Origin of the sequence: Pseudomonas sp. R1-15 (assembly GCF_051132085.1) — a bacterium.
In the GTDB taxonomy this organism is placed as follows: domain Bacteria; phylum Pseudomonadota; class Gammaproteobacteria; order Pseudomonadales; family Pseudomonadaceae; genus Aquipseudomonas.
In genome coordinates, this window is record NZ_CP071660.1 from 5690728 (window position 1) to 5711706 (window position 20979).

Consider the following 20979-nt stretch of genomic DNA (forward strand, 5'->3'; position numbering starts at 1 on the left):
AGACTCGGGGGACAGGGTCTGTATAATGGCCCGCTCGACGGGTTCGGCCAAGCCATCTCTATGCTGCGTACATTGTTTCGACGATTCGTTAAAGCCCTGCTCTGGTTCGCCGTCGGCAGCGTTGCGCTGGTGCTGCTGTTTCGCGTGGTACCGCCACCGTTCACCGCGCTGATGATCGAGCGCAAGGTCGAATCCTGGTTCGGCGGCGAGCCGATCGACCTGCAGCGCGACTGGCAGCCCTGGGACCAGATCTCCAATAACCTCAAGATCGCGGTGATTGCCGGCGAGGATCAGAAGTTTCCCGAGCACTGGGGCTTTGACATCGGCGCGATCCAGGCGGCGTTTGCCCATAATGGGCGCGGCGGCTCGATTCGCGGCGCCAGTACCCTCAGCCAGCAAGTCTCCAAGAACCTGTTCCTGTGGTCGGGCCGCAGCTGGCTGCGCAAAGGGCTGGAGGCGTGGTTCACCGCGCTGATCGAAGTGTTCTGGCCCAAGCAACGGATTCTCGAGGTGTACCTCAACAGTGTCGAGTGGGACGACGGCGTGTTCGGGGCTGAAGCGGCCGCGCGGCATCATTTTCGTGTAAGCGCCGGGGCCTTGTCCCGGCAACAGGCCAGCCTGCTGGCGGCGGTACTGCCCAACCCGCGGGTCTGGAGCGCCAGCCGGCCGAGCCCCTACATACTGCGACGCGCCAGCTGGATCCGGCAGCAGATGAGCCAATTGGGCGGTGATGGTTATCTGCTGGAACTTGACCGCGCGCGCCGCGCGCCGTGGGCTCAGTAGTCAAGAACGCTGAAGATCCACTGTGGGAGCGAGCCTGCTCGCGAATGCTGGGTATCAGAACAAAAATGTAGGCTGACACACCGCATTCTCGAGCAGGCTCGCTCCCACAATAGGCCGCATCGAGGCCAGCATCACACAAACAAAAACGCCCCGATCATCACTGATCGGGGCGTTTTTCATGCCGGTAACGCGGGGTCAAGCCGCGATCGACACCTTGAGCTTGTTCATCGCACTTTTCTCAAGCTGGCGAATTCGCTCGGCCGACACGTTGTACTTCTGCGCCAGGTCGTGCAGCGTGGCCTTCTCTTCAGCCAGCCAGCGCTGATAAAGAATGTCACGGCTGCGCGCGTCCAGCACTTCCAGCGCTTCGTGCAGGTTGGTGTTGGAGTTGTCGCTCCAATCGGCGTCTTCCAGTTGACGCGCCGGGTCGTACCGGTGGTCTTCCAGGTAGTTGGCCGGCGATTGGAAAGCGCTGTCGTCGTCGGCCTCGGCGGCCGGGTCGAAGGCCATGTCATGGCCGGTCAGACGGCTTTCCATCTCGCGCACTTCCCGGGGCTCTACGCCCAGGCTTTCAGCCACGCGATTGACTTCTTCGTTGTTCAGCCAGGCCAGACGTTTCTTCTGGCTGCGCAGGTTGAAAAACAGCTTGCGCTGGGCCTTGGTGGTCGCGACTTTCACGATGCGCCAGTTGCGCAGGATGAATTCGTGGATTTCCGCCTTGATCCAGTGCACGGCGAACGACACCAGCCGCACGCCCATTTCAGGGTTGAACCGCTTGACCGCCTTCATCAGGCCGACGTTGCCTTCCTGGATCAGGTCGGCCTGGGCCAGCCCGTAGCCGGAATAGCTGCGGGCGATATGTACGACAAAACGCAGGTGGGCGAGCACCATCTGCCGAGCCGCCTCAAGATCCTGCTCATAATAGAGACTCTCGGCCAGTTCACGCTCCTGCTCGGGCGTCAGCAATGGAATGCTGTTCACCGTGTGCACATAGGCCTCAAGGTTCGCACCCGGGACTAGAGCATAAGCAGGTTGCAAAGAAGTGGTCATACGAAAAAACCTCCGACTCACATAACTCGTGCAGTTCAGCACTGCGAAAATTGACCGGGAACCGTAGGACAAGTTCCCACAAAAACTGAAAGGTCAATACGCGCAAAAAATACTATTTTGGAGCAAGCTCACGCAGGTGGCGTGCTACCGCAATCCATGCACCGATATAACCCAACAGCACCGCGCCAAGCAAGAGCGACACGCCGTCGGCGACTGGCACACCGGCCAGTGAAAAATCACTGCCGTACAAACCGGCCAATCCCACTACCGCATCGTTCAGCCAATCCAGGCCGAACGCCAATACCCCCCAGGACAGGATCCCGGCACCGAAGCCATACAGCGCCCCCATGTAGAGGAAGGGCCTGCGAACATAACTGTCCGTACCGCCGACGAGTTTAATCACTTCTATCTCTGTGCGGCGGTTTTCAATATGAAGACGAATGGTATTGCCTATCACCAAAAGTAATGCAGAAACCAGAAGCACCGTCAGACCAAAGACAAACCGGTCGCCGAGCTTGAGTATCGCCGCAAGGCGCTCGACCCAGACTAGATCAAGTTGGGCCTGTTGTACCTTGGGCAATTCCGAAAGTCTTTGTCTTAATGCTTCAAGGGTGGGCTTGTCGACCTCGTTCGGGGTCACCAGCACCACACCCGGCAGCGGGTTTTCCGGGAGTTCCTTGAGGGCCTCGCCCAGGCCGGACTGCTGCTGGAACTCTTCGAGCGCCTGCTCGCGCCCGACGTATTCGGCGTCGGCTACGCCCGGCATGGCCTTGATCTGCTCACGCAACGCCTGCCCTTCGCCCGGTGTCGCGTCCAATTGCAGATAGAGGGAGATCTGCGCCGCGCGCTGCCAGGAGCCGCCCAGGCGCTCGACATTATTAAGCAGTAATGACAGGCCCATGGGCAGGCTCAGGGCCACGGCCATCACCATGCAGGTGAAGAAGCTGCCGATGGGCTGCTTGCCCAGGCGCCGCAGGCTGTCGACCAGGCTGGCGCGATGGCTTTCGACCCAGGCGTGCAGCAGCGTGGCGAAATCCGGGCCGTCGTCATCGTCGCGTTTCTTTTTCTGCGGCTGCGGGTCGGAGGCCTTGGGAGCCACGCGCTCGGCCACTTTCGGGCTACGGGTTGCGCTCATACACCCGCCTCCCCGTCGCCGATCAGTCGACCGCGCTGCAAGGTGAGCATGCGATGACGCATACGTGCGATCAGCGCCAGGTCGTGACTGGCGATCAGCACGCTGGTGCCCAAACGGTTGATATCTTCGAATACGCCCATGATTTCCGCCGCCAGTCGCGGGTCGAGGTTACCGGTGGGTTCATCCGCCAGCAGCAAGGCCGGGCGGTGGACGATCGCGCGGGCGATACCGACACGCTGTTGCTGGCCGGTGGACAGGTCGCCCGGATACAGGTCGGTCTTGTCCGACAGCGCTACACGCTCCAGTGCCGAGTCCACGCGCTTGTTGATCTCGGCCTTGGACAGCCCGAGGATCTGCAACGGCAGCGCCACGTTGTTGAACACTGTGCGATCGAACAGCAATTGGTGGTTCTGGAACACCACACCGATCTGCCGTCGCAGGTAGGGAATCTGGGCATTGCTGATGGTGCTCAGGTCCTGGCCGGCCAGCAGCAGCTTGCCGGTGGTGGGCCGTTCCATCGCCAGCAGCAGGCGCAGCAAGGTACTTTTACCGGCGCCGGAATGGCCGGTGACAAACAGAAACTCACCCCGACGGACCCGAAAGCTCAGCTCATGCAGGCCGACGTGACCGTTCGGATAGCGTTTACCGACCTGTTCGAAACGAATCATGAATGCTCCCGCTCGGCAAACAGTGCCTGGACAAAAGGCTCGGCTTCAAAGGTGCGCAAGTCGTCGATGCCTTCGCCCACGCCGATGTAACGAATCGGCAAGCCGAATTGCTTGGCCAGGGCGAAGATCACCCCGCCCTTGGCGGTGCCGTCCAGCTTGGTCAGGGCCAGCCCGGTCAGTTCGACGGTCTGGTTGAACTGTTTGGCCTGGTTGATGGCGTTCTGGCCGGTGCCAGCATCCAGCACCAGCAGCACCTCGTGAGGCGCCTCGGCGTCGAGCTTGCCGATGACCCGGCGGACCTTCTTCAATTCTTCCATCAGGTTGTCTTTGGTGTGCAGGCGACCGGCCGTGTCGGCGATCAACACGTCGATGCCACGGGCCTTGGCGGCCTGCACGGCGTCGAAAATCACCGAGGCGGAGTCCGCACCCGTGTGCTGGGCAATGACCGGGATCTTGTTGCGCTCACCCCATACCTGCAACTGTTCTACCGCGGCGGCGCGGAAGGTGTCGCCAGCGGCGAGCATGACTTTTTTGCCTTCGAGCTGAAGCTTCTTCGCCAGTTTGCCGATGGTGGTGGTCTTGCCGGCGCCGTTGACGCCGACGACCAGGATCACGAACGGCTTGTTCTGCGAAGCAATCACCAGCGGTTTTTCTACCGGCTTGAGCAGGCTGGTCAGTTCGCCTTGCAGGGATTTGTACAACGCGTCGGCATCGGTGAGCTGCTTGCGGGCGACCTTCTGGGTCAGGCTCTGGATGATGACGGAAGTGGCCTCGACGCCGACATCGGCGGTCAGCAGGCGGGTCTCGATGTCTTCCAGCAATTCGTCATCGATGACCTTCTTGCCGAGGAACAGGCTGGCCATGCCTTCGCCAATGCTGGCGCTGGTCTTGGACAGGCCCTGCTTGAGGCGGGCGAAGAAGCCGACTTTGTTTTCTTCGGCGCTGCGCGGCGGCTCGACCAAAGCCGGAACCTCAACCGTTACAGGCTCTGGCTCAGGGGCGGGCTCGGGAGTGGCAGGCGCAACGACAACCGGTGTCTCGGCAATGGGCGCCTCGACCGGTTGCGTCGATGCCGGAATCGGTGGGGTGACATGCGCAGCCTGCTCATCTTCGACCAGCGCGACCGGTTCTTCGGCCACGGGCAAGGTCAGCCAGGGCGTTTGCCCGGCGGGCGGGGTCAGTGGCTGCTCGGCAACCGGCTCGACGGTAACCTCAGGCTCGACCGGCTGCAGCACCGGTTCGGCAATCGGCAGGACGATCGGCGCAGTCTCTTCTACCGCGGTCTCGGCCACAGTCTCGGCGGCCGGCTCTGGCGGCAGTTGCGGCTGCTCGACGACGGTTTCCTGCGGCTTCTTGCGCAGCCATCCGAACAGGCCTTTTTTCTCGCCAGCCGCAGCTGGGGTCTTCTTGTCGTCGTTGGAACCAAACATGGAGGACGGCTATCTCACGGTAGCGACGCGCCAGGCAGGCGCCTCGGTGATAAATATTCGATGCTGAACAGACTGCGTTTCATCCAGCTTGTTCACGCGCAACATTTTGTAGAGTTGTCTCGCGGACAACTCAAGTCGCTTTTTTCGAAGGACTGGTGGGACATTTTCGGCGAAAACATCGGGAACAGCAGATAAACCCGAGGCTTCTTCCGCAAATCCAAACAGCCACGAGCCGATAAAAGGCCCGATAGGCGTGGCCGCCAGTAAAACGGATCAGTATCCTAGCACCTCCTCGCCCGCCGAGGCTAAGGCCAAGCGGGCAGTCCAACAGGTTTAAACACGAATGAATGCTCTTGCCCGCCGCGCCGCTGGCCTGCTGCTCAGCACAGTTTGTCTGCCCTTTTCCGCCCTTGCTGCCGACCCGCAACCCACCCATGAATTTACCCTCGACAACGGTTTGAAGGTCGTCGTGCGCGAGGATCACCGGGCTCCGGTGGTCGTGTCCCAGGTCTGGTACAAGGTGGGCTCCAGCTATGAAACGCCGGGCCAGACCGGCCTGTCTCACGCCCTGGAACACATGATGTTCAAGGGCAGCGAAAAAGTCGGTCCCGGCGAAGCGTCGTTGATCCTGCGCGACCTTGGCGCCGAGGAGAACGCTTTCACCAGCGATGACTTCACCGCCTATTACCAGGTACTGGCCCGGGATCGCCTGGGCGTGGCTTTCGAGCTCGAAGCCGACCGCATGGCTAGCCTGCGCTTGCCGCCGGAGGAGTTCAGCCGCGAGATCGAGGTCATCAAGGAAGAGCGCCGCATGCGCACCGATGACAAGCCCATGTCCAAGGCCTACGAGCGATTCAAGGCCATGGCGTACCCGGCCAGCGGCTACCACACGCCGACCATCGGCTGGATGGCCGACCTGGACCGGATGAAGGTCGAGGAGCTGCGCCACTGGTACGAATCCTGGTATGCACCTAACAATGCGACCCTGGTAGTGGTTGGCGACGTGACACCAGACGAGGTCAAGACCCTGGCCCAGCGCCATTTCGGCCCGATTGCCCGGCGCGCCGTGCCGGCGGCGAAAATCCCGCTGGAGCTGGCCGAACCCGGTGAGCGCAAGATTACCCTGCATGTACAGACCCAACTGCCGAGCGTCATGCTGGCATTCAACGTGCCGAGCATCGCCACGGCCACCGATAAAGTCCCGGTCAACGCCTTGCGGCTGATTTCCGCGCTGCTGGACGGCGGTTACAGCGGCCGGATCCCGGCCCAGCTGGAGCGCGGCGAAGAATTGGTGTCCGGCGGCTCGTCGAACTACGACGCCTACACCCGTGGCGATACCCTGTTCACCCTGTCGGCGACACCCAACACGCAGAAAAACAAGACCCTCGCCGAGGCTGAAGCCGGGCTGTGGCGCTTGCTCGAACAACTGAAGACCACCGCCCCCACCGCCGAGGAACTGGAGCGCGTCCGCGCCCAGGTGATCGCCGGCCTGGTGTATGAGCGCGACTCCATCACCAGCCAGGCCACGGCCATCGGCCAGCTGGAAACGGTCGGCCTGTCCTGGAAGCTGATGGACACCGAGCTGGCCGAACTGCAAAGCGTGACCCCGCAGGATATCCAGAAGGCAGCCCAGTTGTATTTCACCCGCTCGCGCCTGAGCGTCGCGCACATCCTGCCCGAGGAGAAAGCTCATGAGTGAGCGCAAATCACCGCGCCTGGTGCTGATCGGCCTGGTATTGATCGCCGTGGTCGGCGCGCTGGCCTTTTACCTGTCGCCATCGACCAGCTCCAACGCCAGCCAGGCACTGGACAAGGCCCAGTCCGGCAACAAGCTGCAATCGCTGGCTGAACTGGACGGCAAGGCGCCCAGCCATCGCCAGCTCGACGTGCAGACCTGGAAAACCGCCGACGGCGCCAAGGTGCTGTTCGTCGAAGCTCGCGAATTACCGATGTTCGACCTGCGCCTGACCTTCGCCGCCGGCAGCAGCCAGGACGGCGACGCACCGGGCCTGGCGCAGTTGACCAACGCCATGCTCAATGAAGGCGTGGCCGGCAAGGACGTCAGTGCCATTGCCGAAGGCTTTGAAAGCCTCGGCGCCGATTTTGGCAACGGCGCCTTCCGGGACATGGCCGTGGCTTCGCTGCGCAGTCTCAGCACAGCCGACAAGCGCGAGCCGGCGCTGAAGCTGTTTGCCGAAGTTGTCGGCCAGCCGACCTTCCCCGCCGACTCCTTCGCGCGCATCAAGAACCAGATGCTCGCCGGTTTCGAGTACCAGAAGCAGAACCCCGGCAAACTGGCAGGCCTGGAACTGATGAAGCGCCTGTACGGCGACCATCCGTATGCGCACTCCAGCGACGGCACCGCACAGAGCATCCCGCCGATTACCCTGGCCCAGGCCCGGGCCTTTCATGTCAAGGCCTATGCCGCCGGCAACGCGGTGATCGCCCTGGTGGGGGACCTGTCCCGTGCCGAGGCCGAAGCCATTGCCAACCAGATATCCGCCGCACTGCCCAAGGGCCCGGCCCTGGCGAAAACGCCGCCACCGACGGAGCCGAAAGCGAGCGTCCACCATATCGAGTTCCCGTCCAAGCAGACCAATCTGATGCTCGCGCAACTGGGCGTCGGCCGCGACGATCCGGACTATGCCGCCGTGTCCATGGGCAACCAGATCCTCGGCGGCGGTGGCTTCGGCACGCGGCTGATGACCGAGGTACGGGAAAAGCGCGGCCTGACCTATGGCGTCTATTCCGGCTTCACGGCGATGCAGGCTCGCGGCCCGTTCATGATCAGTCTGCAGACCCGTGCCGAGATGAGCGAAGGCACGTTGAAGCTGGTACAGGATGTGTTCGCCGATTATCTCAAGAACGGCCCGACCCAGAAGGAGCTCGACGACGCCAAGCGCGAGCTGGCCGGCAGCTTCCCGCTGTCGACCGCGAGTAACGCCGACATCGTCGGTCAGCTCGGCGCCATGGGCTTTTATGACTTGCCGCTGAGCTACCTGGAGGATTTCATGCGCCAGTCCCAGGCGCTGACGGTCGAGCAGGTCAGGACCGCGCTGAACAAACACCTGAGCACGGACAAGATGGTCATCGTCACCGCTGGCCCGACCGTGCCGCAAAAGCCGTTGCCGGCCCCCACTGACAAACCTGCCGAGCAGCCGCTCGGGGTTCCGGAGCATTAATGGCCCGTCCATCCAATTCCAGCAAGAAACCCGCGCACAACGGGGTTAACCAGTTGCGCATCATCGGCGGCGAGTGGCGCAGCCGGCGCTTGAGCTTTCCCGATGCCCCGGGCCTGCGGCCGACGCCGGACCGGGTGCGCGAAACCCTGTTCAACTGGCTCGCGCCGTATGTGGCGGGTGCCCGGGTGCTCGACCCGTTCGCCGGCAGTGGCGCGCTGTTTCTCGAGGCCTTGTCCCGTGGCGCCGCCATGGGTCAGGCGCTGGACGCCAGCAGCCTGGCGGTCTCGAGCCTGAAAGAGCACCTGGGCACGTTGCGTTGCACCGTCGGCCAGGTGCAGACGGCGGATGCGCTGCGCTACCTCGACGGCCAGCCCGCGACACCTTTCGACCTGGTGTTCCTCGACCCGCCGTTCAACCAGAACCTGTTGCCGGCCGTCTGCGCGTTGCTCGAGGAACGGCAATGGCTGGCCGACGATGCCTGGGTCTACACTGAAAGCGAGACCGCCCCTTCGACCCTGGGCTTGCCGGCGAATTGGCGCCTGCATCGCGAGCAGAAATCCGGGCGGGTGTATTACGCATTGTGGCAACGTACGGCAGAGGCCGTTGGCTGAACCGCTGACCGTGCACCGAGAATGATCGTGTCCTGCGCACCTGAACGCTTCATACCCGCCCCGGGCCTTGGCAATCCACACCTGCAGACCTTGTGGGGCCCATTGTGGCGTAAAACCGTTCACATCGATCGCGAACGTGAGCGCCTCTGGCTGGACGATGGTGATTTCCTCGACCTCGACTGGCATGGCCCGCATAGCGCCGAAGCACCGCTGGTGCTGGTGCTTCATGGGCTGACCGGTTCCTCCAACTCACCCTACGTTGCCGGCCTGCAACGCGCGCTCAATGCTCAAGGCTGGGCCAGCGTCGCCCTGAACTGGCGTGGTTGCTCTGGCGAGCCGAACCTGCTGGCCCGCAGTTATCATTCCGGCGCCAGCGAAGATCTCGCCGCGGCTATCGCCCATCTGCGGGCCCGACGCCCCTTGGCGCCGCTATTTGCGGTGGGCTATTCGCTGGGCGGAAATGTGCTGCTCAAGCATTTGGGGGAAGCCGGCAGCGACAGCCAGTTGCAAGGCGCAGTGGCGGTCTCGGTACCGTTTCGCCTGGACCAGTGCGCCGACCGCATCGGACAGGGCTTTTCCAGGTTCTATCAGGCGCACTTCATGCGGGAAATGGTCGCCTACGTGCGCAACAAGCAACGCCAGTTCCAGCATGACGGACGCGACGAAGGGCTCGCGGCCCTGGCAGCCCTGGGCTCGCTGGACAACATGCGCACCTTCTGGGATTTCGACGGCCGGGTGACAGCGCCGCTGCACGGCTTTTCCGACGCAGCGGATTACTACCGGCGCGCGTCCAGCCGCTATTTCATGGCGGGAATCAGTACACCGACGCTGGTCATCCAGGCCGCCGACGACCCTTTTGTATTCCCCCACAGCCTGCCCGAACCCGGCGAGTTATCGGCCTCGACCCACCTGGAACTGCACCTGCGGGGCGGGCATGTGGGATTTGTCGACGGAACCCTGCGCCGCCCGGGGTATTACCTGGAACGGCGGATTCCCGGTTGGCTGGCCAGCCTGGGCCACTCGTGACAATTCGCAGGCAAAGGAGATCCCCTGTGGGAGCGAGCCTGCTCGCGATAGCGCTGGATCAGCAACATAAGGTTTGACTGACCCACCGCCATCGCGAGCAGGCTCGCTCCCACATTGATCTGGGGTGTAAGTGTTATCGTTATTCGCCCTTCGCCACGCCCCGCTGGGGATCATTGATCCACTCGCTCCACGAGCCGGCATACAACCTTCCCAGGGGATACCCCGCCAGGCACAAGGCAAACAGGTTATGGCACGCCGTCACGCCGGAGCCACAGTAAGCCACCAGCTCGGTGGGCGGACGCTCGCCCAGTTTTCCAGCGAAACGCAGCTTGAGTTGATCGGCCGGCAAGAATCGTCCATCGGTCCCCAGGTTGTCGGTGAATGCTGCGCATGACGCGCCCGGGATATGCCCCGCCACCGGGTCGATCGGCTCGACTTCGCCCTTGAAACGCGGCAGCGCCCTGGCATCCAGCAGGGTCATGTCCGCATCACCGAGGCGCTGTTGCAACGCCTGCGCACTGAGCAGCAAGCTCGCGTCCGGCGCGCCGCTGAAAGTCCCGCGAGCAGCCTGCGGCGGATCCAGGCTCAGGGGCAGGCCGGCCGCATGCCAGGCCTTGAGCCCGCCGTCGAGAATATGTACGCCATCGCGCTTGCCCAACCAGGCCAGCAGCCACCAGGCCCGGGCGGCATAGGCGCCGGGGCCGTCGTCATACAGCACGACCTCGCTGTCATTGTTGATCCCCCAGCCCCGGAGACGCTCAACCAGCGCCTCGGGCTCCGGCAGCGGATGACGTCCGGTGACGCCCTTGAAGACCGGTCCGCTCAGATCCCGTTCAAGGTCGGCGAACGACGCACCGGCGATATGGCCCTCGGCGTAACTGCGCTGGCCATAGTCCGGGTCCTCCAGGGCAAAACGACAATCGAGGATCACCAGCCCGGGCTGTGATCTCCGCTGTTCCAGGGCCTGAGGGCTGATGAGTTGCGCGATGGGCATGGTGAGCTCCTGTGGCTGAATCAAGGGGTCCGATCTACTGCCCTTCCTCCAGGGTCTGGGCCAGCGGGACATAAAATTCTTTGAACAGGGCATCTACCGCTTCGCGGGCCTGCTCGGTCACAAACCCCGCCTCGAGCACCAGCACCTGATACACGCCGCGCTTGATCGCCTGTTCGCTCAGGTGGTTGGAGTTTTCGCGCGTGGTGCAGAGGAACCGGACCCAGGACGTGAGGACAATCCAGGCATTGAGGGTCAGGGACTCGATCTGGACGCGGTCCATTGCCAGGATGCCGGCGTCGACGAAGCCTTCGTAGATAGCCGTGCCATGGATCAGGCAGCGTTGGGAAAAGCGTCGGTAGCGAGCCGCCAGTTCCGGGTCGCTGTCGAGCAGGTGCTCCAGGTCCCGGTGCAGGAACCGATAGCGCCACATCGCCGAGAGCAGCTCCTGCAGGTAGAAGCGTTTGTCGTCCACCGTGGCCGCCCGCCCCTGGGGTGGCCGCAGGAAGCTGTCCACCAGGTTTTCGTATTCGCTGAACAGCACGGCGATGATCGCCTGCTTGTTGGGGAAGTGGTAATAAAGATTGCCCGGGGACATGTCCATGTGGGCGGCAATGTGATTGGTGCTGACACTGCGCTCACCCTGCCGGTTGAACAACTCCAGGCTGTTCTGCACGATGCGCTCGCTGGTTTTTATTCGTGGGGCCATGGCTTGGGCTTAATTCGAAAAATCATGTGATGGGCATCTTACGACCTATCGGTCACGGGAGAAAACCCACGCCATCGCGGAGGCGGCATTTGACTTTTTAGAGCACAAGCTCTAGAAATCAACCATTCCTATAATAATCCGGTGCCGACATGCCAGCCGACGTTGCTTACCTGCACCAGTCTCAACAGCAGCTGGATGAAATTCGGACGATCTTCGAGGCCCAGCGCCTTGCTTTCGCCGCGCATCCCATGCCAACGGCCGAGCAGCGCCGGCAGTGGCTCAAGGCATTGCGCGAACTGTTGAGCAATGAACGGCAAGCCCTGATCGACGCGATCAGCCAGGACTTCAGTCACCGCAGCGCCGACGAAACCTTGCTGGCTGAGCTGATGCCGAGCCTGCACGGTATCCATTACGCGAGCCGCAACCTCAAGGGCTGGATGAAACCTTCCCGGCGCAAGGTCGGCATGGCCTTCCAACCGGCATCGGCCAAGGTGATCTACCAGCCATTGGGCGTGGTCGGGGTCATCGTCCCGTGGAATTACCCGCTCTTCCTGGCCGTAGGCCCATTGGTCGGGGCCTTGTCGGCGGGTAACCGGGTCATGCTGAAGCTCAGCGAGGCGACCCCGGCCACCGGATTGCTGCTCAAGCGATTGTTAGCCCGTATCTTTCCCCAGGACCTGGTGTCGGTGGTGCTGGGCGAGGCTGACGTCGGCATTGCGTTCTCCAGGTTGCCGTTCGATCACCTGTTGTTCACTGGCGCCACCAGCATCGGCAAGCATGTGATGCGTGCCGCCGCGGAAAACCTGACCCCCGTCACCCTCGAACTGGGTGGCAAATCACCCGCCATCGTGTCCGACGACGTACCGCTCAAGGACGCCGCCGAACGCATAGCCTTCGGCAAGACCCTGAATGCCGGGCAGACCTGCGTCGCGCCGGATTACGTGCTGGTACCGCAGAGCCGCGTCGGAGCGTTCGTCGAGGCGTATCGCGAAGCGGTCCGCGGGTTTTATCCGACGCTGGCGGACAACCCGGACTACACCGCCATCATCAACGATCGCCAACTGGCGCGGCTCAACGGCTACATCGGCGACGCCACCAGCAAAGGCGCGCTGCTGATCGAGCTGTTCGACCAGGGCCAGGGTCGCCGCATGGCCCACAGCCTGTTGCTCAATGTCACGGATGACATGACGGTGATGCAGGATGAGATCTTCGGCCCGCTGCTGCCCATCGTGCCGTACGAAGGCCTGGACCAGGCTTTTGCCTACATCAATCGGCGGCCTCGTCCGCTGGCGCTCTACTACTTCGGCTACAACAAGGCCGAACAGCAGCGAGTACTCAATGAAACCCATTCCGGCGGCGTCTGCCTGAACGACACGCTGCTGCATGTGGCCCAGGACGACATGCCGTTCGGCGGCATTGGCGCCTCGGGGATGGGCCACTATCACGGTCACGAGGGATTCCTGACCTTCAGCAAGGCCAAGGGCGTCCTGATCAAGCAGCGCTTCAACGCCGCCAGACTGATTTATCCGCCCTATGGCAAGCCGTTGCAGAAGCTGATCCAGAAGCTGTTCATCCGCTAACAAGCGTCTCCCGGGTAATAACAATAATGAGCCCAAACCTGACCGATACGCCCGCCCTGTCACGGCGTGGTTTGCTGCAACTGAGCCTTGGCGCCAGCGTTTTCCTCGCCACCGTCGGCCTGGGCGCCAGCCTCAGCGGCTGTTCGTCCAGCCAACCGGCGGACGGCCTGAAGGCCCTGCGCGACAGCGACCTGGCATTTCTACACGCCGTCATTCCGGTGATGCTCGACGGCGCAGTGACGGCAGGAACGATCCAGGCCGCCACCGATGCCACGCTGCAAAGCCTGGATCGCGGCCTGGCGCACTTGTCTGCGGCGATGCTCAAGCTCACGCATCAACTGTTCGACGTGCTCACGTTGGGTGTGACCCGCGGGCCGCTGACCGGAATCTGGGGCGGGTGGGAAAACGCCAGCGCCGATGACATCAAACAATTCCTGACACGCTGGGAAAACAGCTCGCTTAGCTTGTTGCGCCAAGGCCACAGCTCTTTGCTGCAAATGGTGATGATGGCCTGGTACAGCCGGCCCGAGGCCTGGGCGCACTGCGGGTATCCGGGCCCGCCAACCGTTTGAAAGCCAGAGCCAGCCCCCTTGTGGGAGCGAGCCTGCTCGCGAAGGCGGTAGTTCGGTCATCAAGTGTGCTGCTGATACGACGCCATCGCGAGCAGGCTCGCTCCCACAGGGGCTTTGTCGTCTTCTCATAACAACAAGAGAACCCCGAACATGCCCGTACCCGATCCGTTCCGCGAAGGCCTGGCCCGTGGCTGGACCACCTACAACGGCGCGCAACTGACCCAGGACCTCACCCTGGAAGCCGACGTGGCGATCATCGGCAGCGGCGCCGGCGGTGGCACCACGGCGGAAATTCTCAGTGCCGCCGGCTACAAGGTATTGCTCATTGAGGAAGGCCCGCTCAAGACCAGCCAGGACTTCAAGCTGCTTGAGGATCAGGCTTACACCAGCCTGTATCAGGAAGGTCTCGGGCGAATGAGCAAGGACGGCGCCATCACCATTTTCCAGGGCCGGGCCGTGGGGGGCACCACGTTGATCAACTGGACCTCGAGCTTTCGTACGCCTGACCAGACTCTCGAACACTGGGCGACCGAGCATGCCGTCCGGGGCCACGGCCCCGCCGAGATGGCGCCCTGGTTCGAACGCATGGAGCAGCGCCTGGGGGTGGCGCCATGGCTGATTCCGCCCAATGCCAACAACGACGTCATTCGCAAGGGCTGCGAGCAATTGGGCTACAGCTGGCATGTGATCCCGCGCAACGTGCGCGGCTGCTGGAACCTGGGCTATTGCGGGATGGGCTGCCCGACCAATGCCAAGCAATCGATGCTGGTCACCACCATACCCGCCACACTGGACCAGGGCGGCGCCCTGCTTTATCTGGCGCGGGCCGAACGCCTGATCATCAGCAACGATGCGGTAGTGGAATTGCAATGCCAGGCCATGGACGAACGCTGCGTGGCGCCGACCGGACGGCGCATCAGAGTCAAGGCGCGGCATTACGTGCTGGCCGGTGGCGGCATCAACAGCCCCGCCTTGCTGCTGCGCTCCGACGCGCCGGATCCGCATCGATGCCTGGGCGAGCGCACCTTCCTGCACTTGGTGAACATGTCAGCCGGACTGTTCGATGAAGTCATCAACCCTTTTTATGGGGCTCCACAGTCGATTTATTCAGATCATTTCCAATGGCAGGATGGCGTCACCGGCAAAATGTCCTACAAGCTGGAAGTCCCGCCTTTGCACCCGGCCCTCGCCGCCACGCTGTTGGGCGGCTTTGGTGCGCAGAACGCAGCGCACATGGCAAAGTTGCCCCACACTCACGCCATGCTGGCGTTACTGCGCGACGGCTTTCACCCGGACAGCCCCGGCGGTACCGTGCAATTGCGCAGTGACGGCACGCCCGTGCTCGACTATCAGGTCTCCCCCTACACTTGGGACGGTTTGCGCCGGGCATTTCACAGCATGGCCGAGATCCAGTTCGCCGCAGGGGCCAGGTCGGTCATGCCGATGCACAGCGATGCCCGGCACGTTAAAACCCTGGCCAAGGCCCGCGCGCTGATCGACGGGCTGGACCTGGCCCTTTTCCGCACCCGCCTGGGCAGCGCTCATGTCATGGGGGGTTGCGCCATGGGCGAAGAGCCGAAACAGGCGGTGACCGACAGCCTCGGCCGCCACCACCAACTGCGTAATCTTTCCATCCACGACGGCTCGCTGTTCCCCACCAGCATCGGCGCCAACCCGCAACTGTCGGTGTACGGCCTGACTGCCAAACTGGCGACCCTGCTGGCCGAACGTCTGCAAAACACATGAAAAAACCGACTATTCGCAGCGCCTATAGTGCATTCTTATCCCATCGCCGACTTGGCCGACCGAGTCGGCTGCGATACCATCCGACTCCCCAACGGACTCCCGCCAGGACGACGCGATGAACCGAGTGTTGTACCCAGGTACCTTCGACCCCATTACCAAGGGCCATGGCGATCTGGTCGAACGCGCCTCGCGCCTGTTCGACCATGTGATCATTGCCGTCGCCGCCAGCCCGAAGAAAAACCCGCTGTTCCCGCTGGAGCAACGTGTGGAGCTGGCCCGTGAGGTCACCAAGCACCTGCCGAACGTGGAAGTGGTCGGCTTCTCGACGCTGCTGGCGCATTTCGCCAAGGAAAAGAACGCCAATGTGTTCCTGCGCGGCCTGCGTGCGGTCTCGGATTTCGAATACGAGTTCCAGCTGGCCAACATGAACCGCCAGTTGGCCCCGGACGTCGAGAGTCTCTTCCTGACGCCATCGGAGCGTTACTCCTTCATCTCGTCGACCCTGGTGCGGGAAATTGCGGCCTTGGGCGGCGATATCACCAAGTTCGTCCACCCGGCCGTGGCCGACGCGCTGACCCTGCGCTTCAAGAAGTAACCCGCCGACGCTGCGACTCGCTCGCAGCACAGCGCAGTCCATCGCCCCCGCGTGCACTGCGCTCGCCAATGCGGCACAATTGCGCTCATACGTTTTTCAAATGCCCGGGCTCAACGCCCCGGCCGGAGCTTGCATGTCCCTGATCATCACCGACGACTGCATCAATTGCGACGTCTGCGAACCCGAGTGCCCGAACGCCGCCATTTCCCAGGGCGAAGAGATCTATGTCATTGACCCGAACCTGTGCACCCAGTGCGTCGGGCACTATGACGAGCCTCAATGCCAGCAGGTCTGCCCGGTGGATTGCATCCCGCTGGACGAGGCTCATCCGGAGACTGAGGAACAGTTGATGGCGAAATATCGCAAAATTACCGGCAAGGAGTGAATCGGTAATCTGTAGCGCCTTTACTGGCCTCATCGCGAGCAAGCTCGCTCCCACAGGGGATCTATGGGCATCGCAGCATCTGCGTACTGAGCAAATCCCTTGTGGGAGCGAGCTTGCTCGCGATAGCGCCATCAGCCACACCCAATACCTCACTCCTGCCGCTCAAACCCCTCCCCAACACACCCCAGGCACCGCACAAACGTCGCTTTCGCCGGGTCGACCACCAACGCCTTCCCCGCATCGCCAACCCCGCCACCCAGCGCCGTAAAGGGCAACGACACGACAAACGCCCCGGCACCGATCACGGTGGCGGCGAGCAGCAACGGACGAGCAATCAGCAAGTCGCCGAGCATGGCGTACGCGGGTGGATTCTGGATGGTGTAGCGCGGGTCACCGCTCTCGGTGTTCGCCAAGGCAGGCAAGCCGACACTCAGCGAGAGTGCCAGGAGGAAAGTACGAAGCAGAGTCATGAGGCGATCCTTCGGCTGAAACAGTATGACTACTGACTATAGACCGTAAGACGAATCACCTCTGGCAGCGCGGACACCAGACGCTGGCGCGCTGCCCCAGGCGGATTTCCCGCAGCCCCGTGCCACAGACCTTGCACAACTCCCCACCCCGGCCGTACACGAACAGTTCCTGCTGGAAATAACCGGGCTGGCCGTCTCCACCGATGAAATCCCGCAGCGTGGTTCCACCGCGTTCGATGGCATGGGCAAGGATGCGCTTGATCTCGATCGCCAGTTTCAGATAACGCGCCCGAGAAATGCTTCCGGCGGCGCGCCGTGGGTCGATTCCGGCGGCGAACAGCGCTTCGGTCGCGTAGATATTGCCCACGCCCACCACGACCGCGTTGTCCATGATAAACGGCTTGACCGCCATCGAGCGCCCACGGGAAAGCTGGAACAGCCGTTCGCCGTCGAACAGGTCAGTCAGCGGTTCCGGCCCGAGGCGAATCAGCAGTTCGTGATTGAGCGGGTCGAGGCTCCAGAGCATCGCCCCGAAGCGACGCGGATCGGTGTAGCGCAAGGCCAAGCCGGACTCCAGTTCGATGTCGACATGTTCATGCTTGAGGGCGGGCATGCCGATCTCGACCAGCCGCAGATTGCCAGACATGCCCAGGTGGCTGATCAGCGTGCCAACCTCGGCATTGATCAACAGGTACTTGGCCCGCCGTTCCACCAGCACGATGCGCTGCCCCGAAAGACGCACATCGAGGTCTTCGGGAATCGGCCAGCGCAAGCGGCGGTCACGCACGACGACGCGGCTGACCCGTTGCCCTTCGAGGTGTGGCGCGATCCCGCGGCGGGTGGTTTCGACTTCCGGCAGTTCTGGCATAGGGCTCTCGAATCAAGCGAAAGCTGGCACTCAACGAGAGGCCAGGTCGCGGATTTCCTGTTTCTGGGTCTCGAAGTCGTACTCCGGCAGACCGATGTAATCGAGCACCAGTGGCCCGACGCAATTCCACTCGTGATCCTCGGCCTGGTTGCCCAGCACGCGATGGGAGGCACAGATGTTCTCGGACATCTTCAGGATCGCCAACAGGTTTTTCAACTGACTGTTATTGCGCGAAGATTCGTCGCTGAAAATCGCCAGGGCGTTGTGGTGATTGGCGATGGCCTGGCTGACGTGGTCCGGCAGGCGCCAGGACTTGGAGGTGTAGTAACCGACCACCGCATGGTTGGTGTTGAACACGCGGTTTTCGGTGTCCACCACCCGGATCTCGGCGCTGGCATTGGCATAGGCCTCCTCCAGCACGCCCATGTAAGTGGGGAACTGCTTGAGCATCAGCGGCACGCCGCAGTCATGGAACAAACCCAGGGCATAGGCTTCGTCGCCGTTCTGCAGGCCGACGCGCTTGGCCAGGGTCAGGCAGGTCATGGCCACGTCCTGGGCGGTGTCCCAGAAGCGGTTCAAGGTGACGATGGCATCGTCGTGCAATTCTCCCTTGATCGACTGCGCGTTGATCAGGTTGATAATCGACCGGCTGCCCAGCAGGTTCACTGCGCGCTGGATCGAAGTGATCTTGTTGCTCAAGCCGTAGTACGGCGAATTGACGATCTTGAGCAAGGCACCCGAAAGGCCCGGGTCCTGGGAAATCAGCTTGGCAATGGTTTCCAGGTCCGGGTCGGGCATGTACTGCTCCATCTGCAAATCCACCATGATTTGCGGCTGGGGCGGCACACTGATGCCCTGCAGGGACTGTTGGATCTGTTCAGCGGAAAGTTCTTTGGACATGGGTACACACTCTGGGTAAGGCCGGGAGTCTAACCCCTAAATCTGGATCCGACACACCACCGGTAAATTGGCGGAACTTTCGTACAAGCCTGAGCTTCGGAATCTGTAGGACCAATGCCCAAGTCTTGTAATAAGGCTTAGGTCGGCAGCCAACCCATTCAGCTTTAGGAGATTTTCATGCCCGCTAATCTGAACAACAAGCGTGTCGCCATTCTGGTCACCGACGGTTTTGAACAGGCCGAACTGACCGGTCCCAAAGAGGCGCTGGAACAGGCCGGGGCCAAGGTCGACATCATTTCCACCAGCGACGGCCAGGTCAAAGGCTGGAACCATGACAAGCCGGCCGACGACTTCAAGGTGGACCTGACTTTCAAGGCGGCGAATGTCGATCAGTACGAAGCGGTGGTGCTGCCCGGCGGCGTGCAGAATTCCGACACCATCCGCATCGACCCCGACGCGCAGAACCTGGTCAAGGGCTTCGAGGCGGCTGGCAAACCTATCGCAGTGATTTGCCATGGCGGCTGGTTGCTGGTGTCCAGCGGCCTGGTCAAAGGCAAGACCATGACCAGCTACAAGACGCTCAAGGATGACCTGGTCAATGCCGGCGCGAACTGGGTCGACCAGGAAGTCGTCCGGGACGGCATCTGGATCAGCAGCCGCCAGCCGGATGATATTCCCGCGTTCAACCGTGAACTGATCAACTCGCTGTCGGCCTGAAGCCCTTGTGGCGAGGCGAGCAGCGCAGGCTCCCTCGCCACATGTCCACCGCCGGCCCCGCAAGGGTTGCAACACGGTATACTCCCGCTCTTTTTTCCGGAGCGACGTCAATGTCCCTGCCCAGCCTGCGCCTCAAAGCCAACGCCGACCGTCGCCTGCGCGCCGGCCACCTGTGGGTCTACAGTAACGAAATCGATGTGGCCGCCACCCCGCTGCACGGCTTCAAGGCCGGCGACCAGGCGGTCCTCGAAGCCGCCGGCGGCAAGCCGCTGGGCATCGTTGCGATGAGCCCGAACAACCTGATCTGCGCACGTCTGCTGTCCCGCGACGTGAAGCTGGCGCTGGACAAATCCCTGTTGGTGCATCGCCTCAACGTGGCGTTGTCCCTGCGCGAGCGGCTGTTCGACAAGCCGTTCTATCGCCTGGTCTACGGTGATTCCGACCTGCTGCCGGGCCTGGTGGTCGACCGTTTCGGCGACATTCTGGTGGTGCAGATCGCCTCCGCCACCATGGAAGCCCACAAGGACGACGTGATCGCCGCCCTCACCCAGGTGCTCAAGCCTAGCGGCATCCTGTTCAAGAATGATTCCGCGGCACGCGACGCCGAAGGCCTGGAGCGCTACGTCGAGACCGTCTTCGGTCTCGTCCCGGAGTGGGTCGCCCTGGAAGAGAACGGCGTGAAATTCGAAGCGCCGGTCATGCAGGGCCAGAAAACCGGCTGGTTCTACGACCACCGCATGAACCGTGCGCGCCTGGCACCCTACGCCAAGGGCAAGCGCGTTCTGGACCTGTTCAGCTACATCGGCGGCTGGGGCGTGCAAGCCGCGGCGTTCGGTGCCAGTGAAGTATTCTGCGTCGACGCCTCGGCCTTCGCCCTCGACGGCGTCGAGCGCAACGCCGCGCTGAACGGCGTCGCCGAGAAGCTGACCTGCATTGAAGGTGATGTATTCGAAGCCTTGAAGGAACTCAAGGCCAGCGAAGAGCGTTTCGACGTGATCGTTGCCGACCCGCCGGCCTTCATCAAGCGCAAGAAAGACCTGAAGAACGGCGAAGGCGCCTACCGCCGCCTCAACGAACAGGCCATGCGCCTGCTCAGCAAGGACGGCATCCTGGTCAGTGCGTCATGCTCGATGCACCTGCCCGAAGACGATCTGCAGAACATCCTGCTGACCAGCGCCCGTCACCTGGACCGCAACATCCAACTGCTCGAACGCGGCGGCCAGGGCCCCGATCACCCGGTACACCCGGCGATCGCCGAGACGCGCTACATCAAGAGCATCACCTGCCGCTTGCTGCCTAATAGCTGAGGCCGGGCGGGGCGGGGCTACGGCCCTGTCCCGCTGATCGATAACGAGCACTTCCCCAGCCGATGCCGTTCGGCTTACCTTGCGGCTGAACGCTGCCAGTCGTCATTCCAGGCGCGAGATTGGTCTCGATCGGCGCTTTGCGTCATTTCATCCTGACGCCAGCGGTGTAGAATCGCGACATTCATCGCCATTCATCCCCGGCGGGTTTATGAGCTCATGCTGAGGCGCGCAGCGATCCTGCAAAGTCATCAGCC

General features: G+C 62.4%; 21 protein-coding genes. 12 read left to right on the top strand and 9 right to left on the bottom strand.

Features of this window, described 5'->3' with window-relative positions:
- Nucleotides 1-60: 60 nt before the first annotated feature.
- Complete coding sequence (gene mtgA, locus J3P97_RS25740) at nt 61-783, top strand: monofunctional biosynthetic peptidoglycan transglycosylase (protein WP_434673035.1); 723 nt, start codon at nt 61-63, stop codon at nt 781-783.
- A gap of 195 nt (nt 784-978) precedes the next feature.
- On the opposite strand, the gene rpoH is transcribed toward mtgA, so the two are convergent.
- From rpoH to ftsY, 4 genes are all read right to left on the bottom strand, one after another.
- Entirely contained in the window at nt 979-1833 is an 855-nt protein-coding gene (rpoH, locus tag J3P97_RS25745) for an RNA polymerase sigma factor RpoH (protein ID WP_305498153.1), read from the bottom strand.
- A gap of 112 nt (nt 1834-1945) precedes the next feature.
- Nucleotides 1946-2968, bottom strand: coding sequence for a permease-like cell division protein FtsX (ftsX, locus tag J3P97_RS25750; protein ID WP_434673036.1), 1023 nt, complete (start codon nt 2966-2968; stop codon nt 1946-1948).
- The gene (gene ftsE / locus J3P97_RS25755) at nt 2965-3636 is read right to left on the bottom strand and encodes a cell division ATP-binding protein FtsE (RefSeq protein WP_024778908.1); all 672 of its coding nucleotides are present in this window, start codon (nt 3634-3636) and stop codon (nt 2965-2967) included. Before ftsE ends, ftsX begins: the two co-directional genes overlap by 4 nt.
- Complete coding sequence (gene ftsY / locus J3P97_RS25760; RefSeq protein WP_434673037.1) at nt 3633-5066, bottom strand: signal recognition particle-docking protein FtsY; 1434 nt, start codon at nt 5064-5066, stop codon at nt 3633-3635. The genes ftsE and ftsY overlap by 4 nt, the downstream gene beginning before the upstream one ends.
- 343 nt (nt 5067-5409) lie before the next feature.
- Here ftsY and J3P97_RS25765 point away from each other — a divergent pair, with 343 nt between their 5' ends.
- From J3P97_RS25765 to J3P97_RS25780, 4 genes are read left to right on the top strand one after another with little or no spacing between them, the layout of a single operon-like run.
- A complete protein-coding gene (locus J3P97_RS25765; RefSeq protein WP_434673038.1) occupies nt 5410-6765 on the top strand; it encodes a M16 family metallopeptidase in 1356 nt (451 codons plus the stop codon).
- Nucleotides 6758-8248: a M16 family metallopeptidase gene (locus J3P97_RS25770; RefSeq protein WP_434673039.1), complete on the top strand. Its 1491-nt coding sequence runs from the start codon at nt 6758-6760 to the stop codon at nt 8246-8248. Before J3P97_RS25765 ends, J3P97_RS25770 begins: the two co-directional genes overlap by 8 nt.
- Nucleotides 8248-8859, top strand: coding sequence for a 16S rRNA (guanine(966)-N(2))-methyltransferase RsmD (gene rsmD / locus J3P97_RS25775; RefSeq protein ID WP_434602129.1), 612 nt, complete (start codon nt 8248-8250; stop codon nt 8857-8859). The genes J3P97_RS25770 and rsmD overlap by 1 nt, the downstream gene beginning before the upstream one ends.
- A gap of 21 nt (nt 8860-8880) precedes the next feature.
- Nucleotides 8881-9885 (top strand): hydrolase, encoded by a 1005-nt coding sequence (locus tag J3P97_RS25780; RefSeq protein ID WP_434673040.1) that lies wholly within the window; start codon nt 8881-8883, stop codon nt 9883-9885.
- A 139-nt stretch (nt 9886-10024) separates the two neighbouring features.
- Here the strand turns inward: J3P97_RS25780 and J3P97_RS25785 are convergent, their stop codons facing one another.
- Nucleotides 10025-10879 (bottom strand): sulfurtransferase, encoded by an 855-nt coding sequence (locus J3P97_RS25785; RefSeq protein ID WP_434673041.1) that lies wholly within the window; start codon nt 10877-10879, stop codon nt 10025-10027.
- A gap of 34 nt (nt 10880-10913) precedes the next feature.
- Nucleotides 10914-11585, bottom strand: a complete 672-nt coding sequence (locus tag J3P97_RS25790) for a TetR/AcrR family transcriptional regulator (protein WP_305498144.1) — start codon at nt 11583-11585, stop codon at nt 10914-10916.
- 149 nt (nt 11586-11734) lie between these two features.
- Between J3P97_RS25790 and J3P97_RS25795 the strand changes: the two genes are divergently transcribed.
- From J3P97_RS25795 to J3P97_RS25815, 5 genes are all read left to right on the top strand, one after another.
- Nucleotides 11735-13165, top strand: coding sequence for a coniferyl aldehyde dehydrogenase (locus J3P97_RS25795; RefSeq protein ID WP_434673042.1), 1431 nt, complete (start codon nt 11735-11737; stop codon nt 13163-13165).
- 26 nt (nt 13166-13191) lie between these two features.
- Nucleotides 13192-13737: a twin-arginine translocation pathway signal protein gene (locus J3P97_RS25800; protein ID WP_434673043.1), complete on the top strand. Its 546-nt coding sequence runs from the start codon at nt 13192-13194 to the stop codon at nt 13735-13737.
- 150 nt (nt 13738-13887) lie between these two features.
- Complete coding sequence (locus tag J3P97_RS25805; protein ID WP_434673044.1) at nt 13888-15483, top strand: GMC family oxidoreductase N-terminal domain-containing protein; 1596 nt, start codon at nt 13888-13890, stop codon at nt 15481-15483.
- Between the two features lie 115 nt (nt 15484-15598).
- Nucleotides 15599-16078, top strand: a complete 480-nt coding sequence (coaD, locus tag J3P97_RS25810) for a pantetheine-phosphate adenylyltransferase (protein ID WP_007897855.1) — start codon at nt 15599-15601, stop codon at nt 16076-16078.
- 133 nt (nt 16079-16211) lie between these two features.
- A complete protein-coding gene (locus J3P97_RS25815; protein ID WP_434571149.1) occupies nt 16212-16463 on the top strand; it encodes a YfhL family 4Fe-4S dicluster ferredoxin in 252 nt (83 codons plus the stop codon).
- Nucleotides 16464-16612: 149 nt separating this feature from the next.
- Here J3P97_RS25815 and J3P97_RS25820 read toward each other — a convergent pair whose 3' ends face one another.
- Genes J3P97_RS25820 through J3P97_RS25830 form a run of 3 tightly spaced genes read right to left on the bottom strand, consistent with a single transcriptional unit; the run spans nt 16613 to nt 18647 of the window.
- Nucleotides 16613-16933, bottom strand: a complete 321-nt coding sequence (locus J3P97_RS25820; protein WP_305498139.1) for a multidrug transporter — start codon at nt 16931-16933, stop codon at nt 16613-16615.
- A 55-nt stretch (nt 16934-16988) separates the two neighbouring features.
- Nucleotides 16989-17801 (bottom strand): bifunctional DNA-formamidopyrimidine glycosylase/DNA-(apurinic or apyrimidinic site) lyase, encoded by an 813-nt coding sequence (gene mutM, locus J3P97_RS25825; RefSeq protein WP_434673045.1) that lies wholly within the window; start codon nt 17799-17801, stop codon nt 16989-16991.
- 30 nt (nt 17802-17831) lie between these two features.
- A complete protein-coding gene (locus J3P97_RS25830) occupies nt 17832-18647 on the bottom strand; it encodes an HDOD domain-containing protein (RefSeq protein WP_434574069.1) in 816 nt (271 codons plus the stop codon).
- Between the two features lie 231 nt (nt 18648-18878).
- On the opposite strand from J3P97_RS25830, the gene J3P97_RS25835 reads away from it, so the two are divergent.
- On the top strand, nt 18879-19418 hold the full coding sequence (locus J3P97_RS25835; RefSeq protein WP_434673046.1) for a type 1 glutamine amidotransferase domain-containing protein: 540 nt from the start codon (nt 18879-18881) through the stop codon (nt 19416-19418).
- A 110-nt stretch (nt 19419-19528) separates the two neighbouring features.
- Nucleotides 19529-20725, top strand: coding sequence for a class I SAM-dependent rRNA methyltransferase (locus tag J3P97_RS25840; protein WP_434571144.1), 1197 nt, complete (start codon nt 19529-19531; stop codon nt 20723-20725).
- Nucleotides 20726-20979 lie beyond the last annotated feature (254 nt).

Bases quoted from the DNA above. Each gene is read 5' to 3' on its own strand.
- J3P97_RS25785 (WP_434673041.1), bottom strand. From the start codon at position 10,879: ATGCCCATCGCGCAACTCATCAGCCCTCAGGCCCTGGAACAGCGGAGA.
- J3P97_RS25790 (WP_305498144.1), bottom strand. From the start codon at position 11,585: ATGGCCCCACGAATAAAAACCAGCGAGCGCATCGTGCAGAACAGCCTG.
- J3P97_RS25815 (WP_434571149.1), top strand. From the start codon at position 16,212: ATGTCCCTGATCATCACCGACGACTGCATCAATTGCGACGTCTGCGAA.
- J3P97_RS25800 (WP_434673043.1), top strand. From the start codon at position 13,192: ATGAGCCCAAACCTGACCGATACGCCCGCCCTGTCACGGCGTGGTTTG.
- J3P97_RS25805 (WP_434673044.1), top strand. From the start codon at position 13,888: ATGCCCGTACCCGATCCGTTCCGCGAAGGCCTGGCCCGTGGCTGGACC.
- J3P97_RS25780 (WP_434673040.1), top strand. From the start codon at position 8,881: ATGATCGTGTCCTGCGCACCTGAACGCTTCATACCCGCCCCGGGCCTT.
- mtgA (WP_434673035.1), top strand. From the start codon at position 61: ATGCTGCGTACATTGTTTCGACGATTCGTTAAAGCCCTGCTCTGGTTC.
- J3P97_RS25795 (WP_434673042.1), top strand. From the start codon at position 11,735: ATGCCAGCCGACGTTGCTTACCTGCACCAGTCTCAACAGCAGCTGGAT.
- J3P97_RS25770 (WP_434673039.1), top strand. From the start codon at position 6,758: ATGAGTGAGCGCAAATCACCGCGCCTGGTGCTGATCGGCCTGGTATTG.
- rsmD (WP_434602129.1), top strand. From the start codon at position 8,248: ATGGCCCGTCCATCCAATTCCAGCAAGAAACCCGCGCACAACGGGGTT.
- J3P97_RS25840 (WP_434571144.1), top strand. From the start codon at position 19,529: ATGTCCCTGCCCAGCCTGCGCCTCAAAGCCAACGCCGACCGTCGCCTG.
- J3P97_RS25765 (WP_434673038.1), top strand. From the start codon at position 5,410: ATGAATGCTCTTGCCCGCCGCGCCGCTGGCCTGCTGCTCAGCACAGTT.
- ftsY (WP_434673037.1), bottom strand. From the start codon at position 5,066: ATGTTTGGTTCCAACGACGACAAGAAGACCCCAGCTGCGGCTGGCGAG.
- rpoH (WP_305498153.1), bottom strand. From the start codon at position 1,833: ATGACCACTTCTTTGCAACCTGCTTATGCTCTAGTCCCGGGTGCGAAC.
- J3P97_RS25820 (WP_305498139.1), bottom strand. From the start codon at position 16,933: ATGACTCTGCTTCGTACTTTCCTCCTGGCACTCTCGCTGAGTGTCGGC.
- mutM (WP_434673045.1), bottom strand. From the start codon at position 17,801: ATGCCAGAACTGCCGGAAGTCGAAACCACCCGCCGCGGGATCGCGCCA.
- J3P97_RS25835 (WP_434673046.1), top strand. From the start codon at position 18,879: ATGCCCGCTAATCTGAACAACAAGCGTGTCGCCATTCTGGTCACCGAC.
- ftsE (WP_024778908.1), bottom strand. From the start codon at position 3,636: ATGATTCGTTTCGAACAGGTCGGTAAACGCTATCCGAACGGTCACGTC.
- coaD (WP_007897855.1), top strand. From the start codon at position 15,599: ATGAACCGAGTGTTGTACCCAGGTACCTTCGACCCCATTACCAAGGGC.
- ftsX (WP_434673036.1), bottom strand. From the start codon at position 2,968: ATGAGCGCAACCCGTAGCCCGAAAGTGGCCGAGCGCGTGGCTCCCAAG.